A 12,999-nucleotide genomic window follows, 5' to 3' on the forward strand; every position below is an offset into this window, starting at 1 on the left:
CCAAGCCGGATGTCATACCCCGGTAGGGGGTGGAGGAGCCGCGGCCGGCGGGTGCAGGTGCCTGCCCCGGCAGCGGGTTGGGGAGCCCGGCAGCGGGTGGAGGGAGCCCGGCAGCAGGGCAGGAGGTCAGCCGCCGTCGCCGGGCCGCACCACTCCCGCCTCGTACGCGAAGATCACGGCCTGCGCCCGGTCGCGGAGGTCCAGCTTGGCCAGCACCCGCCCGATGTGCGTCTTCACCGTCTGCTCGGCCACCACCAGGTGCCCGGCGATCTCCTGGTTCGACAGCCCCCGTGCGATCAGCTCCAGCACCTCGGACTCCCTCGGGGTCAGCCCCTTCAGCCGGAGCGCCGGATCCCGGCGCGGGGCCGGCCGCTGCTGCACGAGGTCCGCGATCAGGCGCCGCGTCACCGAGGGCGCCAGCAGCGCCTCGCCCGACGCGACGACGCGGACCGCCGAGATCAGGTCGGCCGGCGGCGCGTCCTTCAGCAGGAACCCGGATGCGCCGGCGCGCAGCGCCTCGTACACGTAGTCGTCGATGTCGAAGGTGGTCAGCATCAGCACCTTCGGCCGGTGCACCACCCCGGGCGGCGGGTCGAGGATCTCCCGGGCCGCGCTCAGCCCGTCCAGCTCCGGCATCCGCACGTCCATCAGGACCACGTCCGGGTGGACCGACCGGGCCAGGGCCACCCCCTGCCGCCCGTCGGGGGCCTCGCCCACCACATCGATGTCGGCCTGTGCCGACAGCAGCGCGGCGAACCCCGCGCGCACCATGGCCTGGTCGTCGACGATGATCACTCGGATGGTCAACTGGTGTCCTCGCTCGATCCGTTCAGCGGCAGGCGGGCGGCGACCCGGAAGCCGCCGTCGGGCAGCGGACCGGTGTCCAGCGTCCCGCCCGTCAACCGTACGCGCTCGCACATCCCCACCAGGCCGTGCCCGGTGCCCGCGGTCTCCAGCACCGGCACACCCTCCTGGCCGGGCCCGTTGACGACGAGGACGAGGACCTCCTGCGCGTCGTACGCCACCGAGACGCGGGCCCGTGCCCCGGGTGCGTGCCGCACCACGTTCGCGAGCGCCTCCTGCACGATCCGGTACGCCGACAGGTCCACGGCCGGCGGCGCCGCCCTGTCCGCCCCGGCGGCCAGCGACAACTCCACCGGCTGCCCGGCCCGTACGGTCGCCTCGACGAGCTGCTGGATGCGGCCGATGCCGGGCTGCGGGGCCCGTTCGGCGCCGGTGCCGGCGCCCGATCCGCCGTCGGCTCCGGGCGTTCCGTCCGCGTCCGCCCCGCTCGCCCGGTCGCTGCGCAGTACGGTCAGCAGCCGCCGCATCTCGCCCAGCGACTCCCGCGCGCTCGCCGCGATCGCCGCGAACTCCTCGCGCACCGGCTCCGCCATGCCCGGCAGCCGGTACGGCGCGGAATCCGCCTGCACGGTGATCACCGACATGTGGTGCGCCACCACGTCGTGCAACTCCCGGGCGATCCGGGCCCGTTCCTCCAGCAGTGTGCGCCGGGCCCGTTCCGCCTCGCTGATGCTCTCCTGCTCGGCGATCCGCTGCTGGGCGTCGCCGAGTCCGCGCAGGGATCCCGTCACCGCGAGCAGGGCCCCGCCGAGGACGAAGAGGAGGGCGACGGTGTCCGTCGTCCCGGCCGGATGGAAGAACCCCAGCACCACCCCGACCGCACCCGTGGCCAGCCAGACCCCGATCAGCGTCCTGACGGGCTCGCGCAGCCCCAGGCACACCATCACCACCAGGTAGCCGACGATCGCCATCGGGGTCCACGGCCAGGCAACTCCGGCCAGGCCGTCCGACCCGAGCACCACCAGCGCCCCCACGGTGTCCGCGCCCAGCACGATCGCCCAGGCGCGCACCGGCCGTGTCACGGCCAGCAGCAGCGGCACGGTCTGGGCCACGCCCAGCGCCCCCGCCCAGCCGCCGCCGGCCCCGTAGGAGTCGGTCAGCACGACGACCGTGACCGGCAGGAGGGCCGCCACGAAGGCTGCGGCGACGGCGAAGGGCAGCAGCCGCTGCCAGGCCTTCGGCGCCTGCGCGAACAGGGGTTCACCCGGCCGGGCGGGGGAGCGCAGCAGCAGCCGGCCGAGCCGGGCCGGCGTCGCCCGCGCGGCGGCCGAGGCCGGGGCCGGGGCGGGGGTGGGGGTGGGGGCGGGCGCCGCGACGCCGGACGCGGGCGGGGCCGCGTCCCTCTGTGCGGCGGCGGGCCCGGGCGTACGGGGGCGCCGGCGGAACCGGGAACGGCGGCGGGGCTCATCACGATCGCTCATGGTCCGACCAGCGTAGGCGCCGCGCGGTCGCCGGGCCGGGGCCGGGCCGGACCCGGGACCGCACGCCGCCCGGACCGGCATCGCGCCCCCGGGCAACGGGAGTTCGGCCGAATATCGCTCCTGCCGCGGCTGACGATCTTGCAGACTGTGGCCCATGAGCGCACCCGGAACCACCGCCACGCCCCCGGCACCGGCCCCCGCTGCGGCCGGCGTCACGGCCGCCGCCACGCTCGGCCTGCTGGCCGCCTGGGCCCTGCACGACACGGAGGAGATCGCGACGATGGGGCGCTGGTCCCGCGACCGGGTCCCCGTCCTGCGCGCACGCCACCCCCGGGTGCCCGACCGGGTGTGGGACCGCCTCGGGTCGGTGGACGGGCGGGAGTTCGCCACCGCCGTCGCCGTCGCGGCCGTCGTGGTGGGCGCGGCGGCCGCCGACGGCCACCGCACCGGCGGGAGGTCCGCCTTCTACCAGGCCTCCCTGAACGCCTTCGGCCTGCACGGCCTGGTCCACGTCGCGCAGGCCGCCGCCACCCGCGGCTACACCCCCGGCGTGGTCACCTCGCCGCTGCTCGTGGTCCCGTTCACCGTCTGGGCCCGTGGCCGGCTCCGGCGCGCCGGGGTGCTGCGGCCGACGCGGCCGCGCGATGCGGTGCTCGGGCTGGCCCTGGCCGCCGCCACCGCGGCTGGCGCGCAGGCCGCTGCCCGGCGGATCGTGCGCCGTACCGGGCCGGCCGTCTGACAGAGGCCCGGCGGGCCGGTGTGAGCCCGGCCGGCACTGCGGCTCGGACAGGCGTGCCGGACCGTCGCCCCGTCAGGCCGTCGGCCCGCCATCCGGACCATCCGGGACGTCGGCCCGTTCCTCGCGGCCGTCCCGCTCGTTGACCCGGTGTGACCCCACCCACCGCCGGAGCAGCGGGCTTGCACCCCGAAGCGATCCCCCCTTCGGCTTCAGCCGAGGGGGAGACCGCCGGAAGGCAGCCGGAGCAGTTGCCGGCCATCGCGGCCCCGGGCGTCGGTGAGCGGGCCGACGCCGCGGCCGACGCCGCCTGCCACCTCCACGACGCCGTCGCCCCCTGGAACTCCGCCCGGACCGGCGGGTGGAGCCGTACGGCGGCCGAGGACGCCGCCGAGACCATCGAGACCACCGCACACGCGCTGGCGTACCTCCACCCGAGCGCCGAGGCCATCCTGGCGCCGGTCCACGCCGCCCTCGCCGACCTGCGCCGCCGGTTCTCCCTCGCGCCCGCCGACCCGCTGACCGCCGCGGAGGTTCCGACGGCGCCCCGCAGCGTGGGCAACCCGCGGCGGACCCGCTGGGCGCGGGTGGTCACCCCGCCGCTGCCTCGGCAACGGCCTTCTGGTACAGCTTCCTGACGTCGGCGCCGAAGTAGGAGCTGTACGAGGTGTCCGCGGTGTCCCCGCCGGTCTTCCAGCCGCCGATGACCCCGACCACGTCCCCCGTCTCGGTCTCCTTGTCGTAGCGGGTCAGGAACGGGCCTCCGCTGGTGCCGCCCGGGTACCCGGTGCAGTCGATCCGCAGGAACGACCCCGGGATGCCCGGATCGGTGCTGGTGAACCTCGTCGTGCGGTTCACGCACAGCCGCGGCCGTGCCGCGGACGCCGGGTAGCCGATCAGCGTCACCTGCGGGTGCGCGTAGCCCGCGTCGGTGACCAGCCGGTTCCCGCCGACCACCTCCTCCACCGGGAACCCGTCGGCATCCGGGCCGACCTGCGCGAACGCCGCGTCGAGGGTTGCCGCCCCGTCCGCCCCGAGGCTCTTGTACCGCGGGTCGATCCACACCTTCGACCGTCCCTGCGCGTCCCGCAACACCGGGAACATGCCGTACGGCTGCGGGTTCTCCGCCGTGTACAGCGGTACGAAAGCCACCTGCCGGGCATCGGTGCCGAGCAGGCAGTGCGCCGCGCTGAGCACCAGGTTGCGGCCGGGGGAGGAGACCACGCTGGCGGTGCAGAAGTATGCGCCGCCGCCCTTCATGACGAACATCCGGCCGACGACCGGGATCCCGTCGAAGTCCCTGCCGGTGCCGGGGTCGGCGGCCGCGGCCGGCCCGTCGGGGCCGCTCGCGTTGACGGGGGCGGCGGACGCCATCCGGTCGGCCGTCCAGAACGCCTCCGCCTCCCGGGCGGACCACCGGCCGGTCGTCGGCGGCAGGCCGCTGCCCGCCTCGGCCACGGGCAGCGGCCCGCCCGGCAGCAGCAGGGCGACCGCCATCGCCGCCACCGTCAACAGTCTTCGCATGTCGGACTCCTTGGGGCTCCGCTAGACGGCCTGGGGGAAACGGAACAGCCGCCCGGGGTCGTGGGCGCGCCGGACCTCTTCGAGGCGGGCGAGGTTCGGCCCGTAGTAGGCCGTGCGCCAGCCGGTCAGCTTCGGGTCGGTGTAGTTCTGGTACGCGCGCCCGCCCGCCCAGGGGCGCAGGTCCTGCCAGAGCGCGTCGAGCCAGGCCAGGTGCCGGGCCGTCCCGGCGGGCGTGGCGGTGTCCGGCCAGTAGGCCAGGTACTGGGTGAGGAAGGCGCTGTCGCGGTGCACGAACGCGGTGTCGGCGGGTGCGGGCCGGTTGACGGCGCCGCCGCAGTCCCCGGTGAACTGCACGACGCCCAGCCCGCCGGCGGGCACGTCCCGTGCGTACCGGCGCATCCGGGCCAGGACCGCGGCCACCGCGGCGTCCGGGAGCCCCGCGGCCGGCCAGAAGTCCGAGCGGGCGCCGTAGGAGTCCCGGCCGATCCGGCCCTCGGCGCCGCGGCCGGGCAGCGTGCCCGGCAGCCGGCACTGGGCGGCGGACCGCTCCGGGCAGCCGGACATCGCCCGCAGGGTCTCCTCGTAGCCGCGGACGACGGCCCGGGAGTCCCGGGGCGGGCTGCCGACCAGGTCGGCCAGCCGGGTCAGCTGCCGGTCCAGCTCGGCGCGCCCGTCGAGGCAGAGCACGCGGACGGCGGGCGGGGGCGGCGGGCCGGACGGAAGGAGGAACTCCACCTGGCTCCAGAACGGTTCGGGCAGGGCGGCCAGCCAGCGCTGCCAGCCGCGGAGCACGGCCGCCGAGTCGGCGTCGGTGCCGGACCAGTGGAGTTCGGCGTAGGCGCAGTCCGCGGCCGGGTGGGTGTCGAAGCGGAGTTCGGTGACCACGGCGAAGTTGCCGCCCCCGCCGCCGCGCAGGGCCCAGAACAGGTCCGGGTCCCCGGTGGCGTCGACCTCCCGGACGACTCCGTCCGGGGTGACCGCGGTCGCGCCGGTGAGACGGTCGCAGGTGGCCCCGTACGCCCGGGAGGCGAGGCCCAGCCCGCCGCCGAGGGTGAGCCCGGCGATTCCCACGGTGGGGCACAGGCCGGTCGGGATGCCGCGGCCGTGTGCGGCGAGGGTCCGGTTGACGTCGCCGAGCCGGGCGCCGGCGCCGATCCGCACCCCGGTCCCCGACACGGCCACCCCGTCCATGGCGCTGACGTCGACGACGAGCCCGCCTGCGCAGGTCGACCAGCCGGCGTAGCTGTGCCCGCCGGAGCGCGGGACGACCGGCACCGCCGAACGGCGGGCGAAGTCCAGGCAGACGGCCACGTCGCCGGCGTGCGCCGGATAGGCCACGGCGGCCGGGGCGACGGTGTCGTAGCGCGGCTGGAACAGCTGCCGGGCCTCCGGGTAGTCGGGGTCGCCCGGCAGGACGATCCGCCCGTCGATGCCGCGGGCGAGCGCCCCGTGGTCCGGGCCCCGGGCGGGCGCTCCCGCCCGGGCAGCCGACCCGGCGCCGGAAGCGATGCCCGCCCGGGCGCCGGAACCCGTGCCCGACCCGGCGGCTGCCCCGGCGCCGGACCCGGCGGACGACCCGGCGGCCGACCCGGCGGCCGCGAGGACGGCCAAGGGTGCGCCGGCCAGGAGCCGGCGGCGGTGGAGGCTCATTCCTCCTTCCTGCCACCGCCCGCGCCGATCGCCGTGCAGGCGGGCCCGCCGCCGCCCCGCTGCCCCCCGAACGGCCGACGGCCGTCCGGCGGGCCGTCAGTGCCCCGGAGCCGCCCCCCGCCGGGGGCCTCCGGGTTCCGCCTCCGGGGCCGTCCGCTCCCCGTCGCCGGCCCGGCGGGCCAGCAGGAAGCCCTGCGGGCCCGACTCGCGGGGGCCGGGCTGCCGCACCAGGCGGGCCACCTCGGCCAGCCCGGCGTCGGCCAGCAGTCCGGCGATCAGGTCCGGCGGGGTCCAGTACACGTCCAGGTCGACCCGGTGCCCGTACGCGTGCTCCAGGCGGATCCGCCGGTCGCCCGCCTTGAACGCGATCAGCAGATGCCCGCCCGGCGCCAGCACCCGCGCGAACTCCGCGAACAGCGGCGGCAGTCCGGCCGGCGGGGTGTGCACGGTGGAGTACCAGGCCAGGACCCCGCCGAGCACGCCGTCCGACACGTCCAGCGCGCCCATCGAGCCCACCTCGAACCGCAGGCCCGGAAAGCTCCGCCGGGCCACCGCCACCATCGCCGGCGACAGATCGACCCCGAAGGCCCGCAGGCCGAGCGCATCCAGATGGGCGGTGATCCGGCCCGGACCGCAGCCCAGGTCGGCGACCACCCGCCCGGCCGCCCCGCCGCCCTCCCCGCCCCGCACGCACTCGGCGAAGGCCGACAGCATGGCCCGGTCGAGCGGTCTGCCGTCCAGGTCCGACCCGAGCAGCCGGGCGTAGTCGACGGCGACGGCGTCGTAGGACGCCCGTACGGAGCTCAGGTACGAGGTCTCGCTCATGCCCCCGGAGACTAGCCCGCGCGCCCGCCCGGCTCACCCCCGATCAGCGGGTTGTCCAGGCCGGTCCACTGGTCGCCCGGGATCCCCGGGCTCAGCCTCATCAGGGTCAGCGCCTTGGCCGGCAGCGGAGCGCCCAGCAGCGCCCCCGTGTCGGCGGTGGGCGCCAGCCCGGCCACCGCCCGCCCGAGCACCTCCGCGAAGGCCGCCGCCGAGCCCGCCGTGGCGCCCAGGGATCCGGCCAGCAGGGAGCCGAACAGCTTGCGCCGCAGGGCGGTCACGTCGTCGGTGATCAGCCGGCCCGACACCGGCGGCACCGGCAGGCCGTGCCGGGCGAGGCGGGCCGGGCTGATCCGGATGTCGGCCAGATCCCGGTAGACCAGCCGCAGCGGGGTGTCGTCGGGGGAGAGGACCACGAGGAGGTTCTGCCCGTGGGCCTCCAGCGCCACCCCGAGGTCCAGCACCCGCAGGCACACGGAGAGCGCGAGGCGGGCGAACGCCGCCTGCCAGGCCGCCGAGCGGGCGAACGGCGCCCCGGCCAGCGCCGCCACCGGCACGACCCGCTCGCCCGCCGCCGCGTCCGCGTACACCTCCGGCGGTTCGCGCAGCACGGCGGCCAGGTCCGGGCTGTGCGCCGACGCGGCGCCCAGGGTGCGGGTGATGTGCAGCCGTCCGTCCAGCCGTTCGGCCAGCGCCTGGGCGAAGGCGGACACGGCGGCCGCCGTCTCGATCGAATAGCCCGAGATGTCCCGCACGGAGGAGGTCAGCCGGGTGCTCAGCGCCGTCTTGACGTGCGGACCGCCCGCCGCCGGGCTGAGCGTGCGCAGCGACATCAGCGGATGCGCCGCCCCGCCCGGGCGCAGCGCGTCCGCGCCCCGGCCCGTCTGCTGCAGGCCCATCTGCTTCAAGACGTGCTCCGCCTGCCAGGGGTGCACGGGCAGCAGGATCCGGCCTTCCGCCCGCAGCTCGGCCGGCCAGACGCCCGTGACCAGGCACTCCTCGGCCCGTACGGCCACCAGCCCGAGCTGCACCACCGGCCGGTGCTCGGGGGCGTACGCCAGCTGCTCGGCCACCGAGAACCCGGGGCGGGAGCGGCAGTTCGGATGGTACGGGTGCCCGTCGACCACCCGCTGCTCCCACTTCCAGGCGGTATCCGGATCCGGCTCGCCCGCGGGGGGCTGCCCCGCACGCGACAGGGCCAGGGAGGCGGTGCTGCCGTCGAGCTCGGCGGCGAACGCGTTCCCGTGCGGCACCCGCAGGGCCGCCATCAGCCGCCCGGCCTGCCGGTACGGGGTGCCGTCGAGGAGGAGCTCGGTCACGCGCGAACCGGTCGCGTACGGGTCCGGCGGCGGACCCTCCAGCCGCCTGCCGTCGGACAGCAGCAGGGCCAGGCCGCCGGAGCCCCGCTCGCGGCGCACCACCCACGGCAGCGGTTCGTACGCCAGCGCCCGCCACAGCCGGGTCAGCACCGCGGCCCGCGCACCGCCGAGCGCGGACCCGTACGGGGCGCCGAGTGCGGGGTGCACGTCGGCCAGTTCGGCGGATACGGCCTCTTCGGCCGGGGAGTCGGGGAGGCTCATGCTGGGGTGCAGGGCCCTGCTCCTCTCGCTCTCGCGGATGGTTGTGGTGATCACGTCATCATCGCGGATACTGATGATCACGGCCGGTCGTCCGCCCAGCGGGCCTCCGGCGCATGGGATGGACCGAATGGAATCCGTGGACCTCAACGCCGTCGCCGACGCACGCGCCGCCGCCCCCCTGCTCAACTGCCTGCTGCGGGAGGCGGCCGACCCCGAGGACGCAGGCGTCCACCGGCTGCGCGGCAGCGGCCGCCTGCTGCGGGTGCGCCCCGGCCGCCGGCCCGCACACCCCGAACTGGGCACGGACGAAGGCTGGCGCCCGCTCAGCCACACCGAACTGGTGAAGCTGGTCGCCGACGAACTCCTGCGGTACACGGGCACACCGAACGACGAGCTCCCGGTCGAGATGGCCGACAGCCGCGAGGCCATCGCCGCACTGCTCGCCGCCCGGGCCGCCGCCGAACCGCCCGAGGACCCGTACGTCCTGTCCGAGCAGTCCCTCGTCATGGGCCACCCGCACCACCCCGCGCCCAAGGCCCGGGGCGGTGCGCCCGCCGCGCGCTGGCTGCCGTACGCGCCGGAGGCCCACGCCCGCTTCCCGCTGGTCTTCCTCGGGCTCCGCGAGGACCAGGTGGCGGAGGAGGGCGGGCCGGCCGCCGCCGATGCCATCGACGCCCTGGCCGCCCTCCAGGACGGTCCCCGCCCGCCCGCCGGCTACCGGCTGCTGCCCGCCCACCCCTGGCAGCTGGAACTGCTCGACGGCTCCGCCGCGGTCCGTGCGGCGTTCGCCGACGGGCGGCTGCTGCACCTCGGCCGGGGGAGGCGGCCCGCCTGGCCCACCGCCTCGGTCCGGACGCTGTACGTGCCCGGGGGCGGGGCCGGGGAGGACGCCGGCGGTGGGGCCGCCGGTGAGGCCGTCGGCGACCTCTTCGTGAAGTTCAGCCTCGACGTCCGGATCACCAACGACGTACGCCGGCTGTGGCGGCACGACCTGCTGAAGCTGCGCCGCACGGACGCGGCCGTCGAGGCGGGCTTCGCCGCGCTGCGGAGCACCGGGTCGAACGCCGCCTGGCTCCCCGACCGCGGCTACCGCACCGCCGCCTTCGCCTTCGAGGAACTCGCGGTGCTGGTCCGCGACGGGCTGCGCGCGCACCTGGTGCCCGGGGCCGTGCCCGTGCTCGCCGCCTCGCTCGCCGAGGGGTACGCGGACAGCCCGCTCGCCCGCACCGGCGACCCGGCCGGCTGGTGGCGGGCCTACCTGCGCCAGGTTGTGCCGCCGGTGCTGGAGCTGTTCGCCCGGCACGGAGCCGTCCTCGAGGCCCACCTCCAGAACACCCTGGTCGCGTTCGACGGGCAGGGCATGCCGGTACAGGCCCTCTTCCGCGACGCGGAGGGCGTGAAACTGCTGCCGGAGCCGGACCGGGCGGCCGCCTGGCAGCGCCTGGTCTACTGCCTGGTCGTCAACCACCTGGCGGAGGTGGCCGGAGCCCTCGCCGAGGCGCACCCCGGCGCGGCCGGGCCGGTGTGGCCCGCGGTGCGCGAGGAGTTCCTGCGCTACGACGCCGAACGGGGCCTGCCGGAGGTCGCGGAACTGCTCGCCGCCCCCGCTCTGCCGGCCAAGACGAACCTGCTGCTGCGCTGGACCCGGGCGGACGGCGCGGACGCCCGCTACATCCCGCTGCCGAACCCGCTGCGGTAAGGGCGGGGGCGGGGGCGGGGCGCACGGGGAGGCGGTGGCGGGATCCGGCCAAGGTGGTATGCGGGACCCCTGATCCGACTGATCGTCACCTGCGTGCCTCCGGAGCCGGCGGACTGCTCCTCCGTAGGGCCGAGCGCATGGGGTGTGCTCGAAGCTGCTTGGTTATCGGACAGTTCGAGCAGCTTTCTCCAACTGATCTCTGCGGGTCGCTATGTTGCCAGGCGCATGCCAAAGCGGTGTGTCCGTGACTCCGGACCGCACGAGGAGCTGCACCATGACATTGCTCGGCATTCGCACGAGTCCGCGCACGCGCTGGCGAGGGCACCTCGCCGCACTGGCCGCCGGGGGCCTGGCCATGGCGGGGCTGGCCGCCGCCGGGCCGATCAGCCTCCCCGCCGCCGCCGCGGCCGCGGCCCCGGCCCGCGCCGCGGCCATGGCCACGGCGGGCCACGTCACCGGGTTCTCCCGGTCGGGGAACACCTTCACCGTCACCGCGTCCAGCGGCGCCAAGGCCCGCGTCGTCATCGCCCGGGGCGACATCTTCCGGCTCTGGCTCTCGCCCGACGGCTCCTTCACCCACGACCCGGCCGGCTCCGACCTGGCCGCCACCACCGACTTCGGCCCCGTCGGCGCCGGCTGGACCGACGCGGGCTCCCACTACCGGATCACCACCGGTTCGCTGAACATCCGCGTCCACAAGTCGCCCCTGAAGTTCTCCGTCTACCGCGCCGACAACGCCACCCTCGTCTGGGAGGAGAGCCGGCCCACCGCATGGACCGGCAGCCGGACCACCCAGTACCTGACCCGCGGTGCGGACGAGCAGTTCTACGGCACCGGCCTGCGGCTCGGGGAGTGGGCGCTGCGCGGCAAGACCGTGCCGGTGGCCGTCGACAACAAGTGGCGCGAGAACAGCAACGCCAGTCCGGTCCCCTTCTACATGTCCACCAACGGTTACGGCGTGATGCGCAACACCTGGGCCCCCGGCTCGTACGGCTTCGGCGCCCCCACCACCCTCACCCACGACGAGAAGCGGTTCGACGCCTGGTACTTCACCGGCGACTCCCTGAAATCCGTGCTCGACGGCTACACCGACGTGAGCGGCAAGCCGTTCCTGGCCCCGCTGTGGGGCCTGGAGCTCGGCAACGCCGACTGCTTCAACGCCTCCAACCCCGACTACCAGGGCGACCACGGCCGGCCCCGCCACCAGACCACCCCCGACGTGGTCGGGTACGCGGCCGACGCCCGGGCCGCCGACATGCCCTCCGGCTGGTTCCTGCCCAACGACGGCTACGGCTGCGGCTACACCACGCCGCTGAAGCCCACCGTGGACGCCCTCGCGGCCAAGGGCTTCAGGACCGGGCTGTGGACCTCCACCGGGCTGTCCGGGATCGCCGACGAGGTCGGCACCGCCGGCACCCGGGCGGTCAAGACCGACGTCGCCTGGATCGGCAGCGGTCACAAGTACGCCTTCGACGGGGTCCAGCAGGCCGTCGAGGGCATCGAGAAGAACTCCGACGCCCGCCGCTTCGTGTGGACCGTCGACGGCTGGGCCGGCACCCAGCGCAACGCCGTCGTCTGGACCGGCGACACGTACGGCACCTGGGACGACATGCGCTGGCACGTCCCAGCCATCGCCGGGGCCGGCCTCTCCGGGCTCAACTACGCCGCCGGCGACGTCGACGGCATCTTCGGCGGCAGCCCGCAGACGTACACCCGCGACCTCCAGTGGAAGGCCTTCACCCCCGCCTTCATGACCATGTCCGGCTGGGGCGCGGTGAACCCCGCCGCCGGCTACCAGGACAAGCAGCCCTGGCGGTTCGCCGAACCGTACCTCTCCGTCAACCGGAAGTACCTCCAGCTGAAGATGCGGCTGATGCCGTACCTCTACACGATGAGCCGCACCGCCCACGAGACCGGCGTGCCCAGCACCCGCGCCATGGTCCTCGAACACCCCGACGATCCGGTGGCCCGCGGCAACCTCACCAGCGGCCAGTTCATGGCCGGCGACTCCTTCCTCGTCGCGCCGGTCGTCTCCGACACCTCCGTCCGCGACGGCATCTACCTGCCCGCAGGGACGTGGACGGACTACTGGACGGGGAAGACGTACGCCGGGCCGGGCTGGCTGAACGGGTACCGGGCGCCCCTCGACACCCTGCCGCTGTTCGTCAAGGGCGGCGCGATCGTCCCGATGTGGCCGCAGATGAACCACACCGGGGAGAAGCCCGTCTCCACCCTCACCTACGACATCCACCCGCGCGGTGCCTCCTCGTTCAGCCTGTACGAGGACGACGGGCTCACCCGCGCCCACCTGTCCGGCGCGTACGCCCGGCAGCAGGTCGACGTCACCGCCCCGACGGCCGGATCCGGCACGGTCACCGTCTCCGTGGGCGCCCCCGCCGGCGACTACGCCGGCAAGCCCGCCGCCCGCGGCTACGAGTTCACCCTCCATGTGGCGTCCGCCCCCGGCCGGGTCACCGCGGACGGCGCCGCCCTCGTCGGCCTGACCTCCAAGGCCGCCTACGACGCGGCCGCGACCGGCTGGTTCTTCGACCCCGCCGACCGCGGCGGCATCCTGTGGGTGAAGTCCGGTACAAAGTCGGGCGCGTTCAGCGTCACCGCCACCGGTACCACCGTCCCGGCCGCCGACCCGGTCCCGGCCGCTTCCTCCAGCCTGCCGTCCACGCCCTGACCGGCCCGATCCGG

At 75.9% G+C, this 12,999-nt stretch carries 10 protein-coding genes; 4 read left to right on the plus strand and 6 right to left on the minus strand.

The window, feature by feature from the left end; all coding sequences use genetic code 11:
- Positions 1-126: 126 nt before the first annotated feature.
- Together AC068A_RS01810 and AC068A_RS01815 are read right to left on the minus strand one after the other, a co-directional pair.
- Positions 127-807 (minus strand): response regulator, encoded by a 681-nt coding sequence (locus AC068A_RS01810; RefSeq protein WP_478579261.1) that lies wholly within the window; start codon positions 805-807, stop codon positions 127-129.
- On the minus strand, positions 804-2,285 hold the full coding sequence (locus AC068A_RS01815) for a sensor histidine kinase (RefSeq protein WP_478579264.1): 1,482 nt from the start codon (positions 2,283-2,285) through the stop codon (positions 804-806). The genes AC068A_RS01810 and AC068A_RS01815 overlap by 4 nt, the downstream gene beginning before the upstream one ends.
- 154 nt (positions 2,286-2,439) lie before the next feature.
- Between AC068A_RS01815 and AC068A_RS01820 the strand changes: the two genes are divergently transcribed.
- On the plus strand, positions 2,440-3,024 hold the full coding sequence (locus AC068A_RS01820; RefSeq protein WP_478579267.1) for an HXXEE domain-containing protein: 585 nt from the start codon (positions 2,440-2,442) through the stop codon (positions 3,022-3,024).
- Between the two features lie 248 nt (positions 3,025-3,272).
- On the plus strand, positions 3,273-3,659 hold the full coding sequence (locus AC068A_RS01825; protein WP_478579269.1) for a hypothetical protein: 387 nt from the start codon (positions 3,273-3,275) through the stop codon (positions 3,657-3,659).
- Here AC068A_RS01825 and AC068A_RS01830 read toward each other — a convergent pair.
- The 4 genes from AC068A_RS01830 to AC068A_RS01845 all read right to left on the minus strand — a co-directional run bounded on the left by AC068A_RS01830 (position 3,613) and on the right by AC068A_RS01845 (position 8,597).
- Positions 3,613-4,545, minus strand: coding sequence for a serine protease family protein (locus AC068A_RS01830; protein WP_478579272.1), 933 nt, complete (start codon positions 4,543-4,545; stop codon positions 3,613-3,615). The genes AC068A_RS01825 and AC068A_RS01830 overlap by 47 nt on opposite strands.
- A 21-nt stretch (positions 4,546-4,566) precedes the next feature.
- Positions 4,567-6,195 carry an FAD-binding oxidoreductase gene (locus AC068A_RS01835; RefSeq protein WP_478579273.1) on the minus strand — a complete coding sequence of 543 codons (1,629 nt, stop codon included), beginning with the start codon at positions 6,193-6,195 and terminating at the stop codon, positions 4,567-4,569.
- A 96-nt stretch (positions 6,196-6,291) separates the two neighbouring features.
- Positions 6,292-7,020 carry a class I SAM-dependent DNA methyltransferase gene (locus tag AC068A_RS01840; RefSeq protein WP_478579275.1) on the minus strand — a complete coding sequence of 243 codons (729 nt, stop codon included), beginning with the start codon at positions 7,018-7,020 and terminating at the stop codon, positions 6,292-6,294.
- Positions 7,021-7,031: 11 nt separating this feature from the next.
- A complete protein-coding gene (locus AC068A_RS01845) occupies positions 7,032-8,597 on the minus strand; it encodes an IucA/IucC family protein (RefSeq protein WP_478579395.1) in 1,566 nt (521 codons plus the stop codon).
- Between the two features lie 118 nt (positions 8,598-8,715).
- On the opposite strand from AC068A_RS01845, the gene AC068A_RS01850 reads away from it, so the two are divergent.
- Together AC068A_RS01850 and AC068A_RS01855 are read left to right on the plus strand one after the other, a co-directional pair.
- Complete coding sequence (locus AC068A_RS01850; protein WP_478579277.1) at positions 8,716-10,296, plus strand: IucA/IucC family protein; 1,581 nt, start codon at positions 8,716-8,718, stop codon at positions 10,294-10,296.
- A 274-nt stretch (positions 10,297-10,570) separates the two neighbouring features.
- Positions 10,571-12,985, plus strand: coding sequence for a glycoside hydrolase family 31 protein (locus AC068A_RS01855; RefSeq protein WP_478579279.1), 2,415 nt, complete (start codon positions 10,571-10,573; stop codon positions 12,983-12,985).
- Positions 12,986-12,999 lie beyond the last annotated feature (14 nt).

Source organism: Streptomyces sp. NPDC043854 (genome assembly GCF_056436005.1).

Coding starts and splice junctions, on each gene's coding strand:
- AC068A_RS01815 (WP_478579264.1), bottom strand. CDS start 2,285: ATGAGCGATCGTGATGAGCCCCGCCGCCGTTCCCGGTTCCGCCGGCGC.
- AC068A_RS01820 (WP_478579267.1), top strand. CDS start 2,440: ATGAGCGCACCCGGAACCACCGCCACGCCCCCGGCACCGGCCCCCGCT.
- AC068A_RS01830 (WP_478579272.1), bottom strand. CDS start 4,545: ATGCGAAGACTGTTGACGGTGGCGGCGATGGCGGTCGCCCTGCTGCTG.
- AC068A_RS01835 (WP_478579273.1), bottom strand. CDS start 6,195: ATGAGCCTCCACCGCCGCCGGCTCCTGGCCGGCGCACCCTTGGCCGTC.
- AC068A_RS01840 (WP_478579275.1), bottom strand. CDS start 7,020: ATGAGCGAGACCTCGTACCTGAGCTCCGTACGGGCGTCCTACGACGCC.
- AC068A_RS01845 (WP_478579395.1), bottom strand. CDS start 8,597: ATGAGCCTCCCCGACTCCCCGGCCGAAGAGGCCGTATCCGCCGAACTG.
- AC068A_RS01850 (WP_478579277.1), top strand. CDS start 8,716: ATGGACCGAATGGAATCCGTGGACCTCAACGCCGTCGCCGACGCACGC.
- AC068A_RS01855 (WP_478579279.1), top strand. CDS start 10,571: ATGACATTGCTCGGCATTCGCACGAGTCCGCGCACGCGCTGGCGAGGG.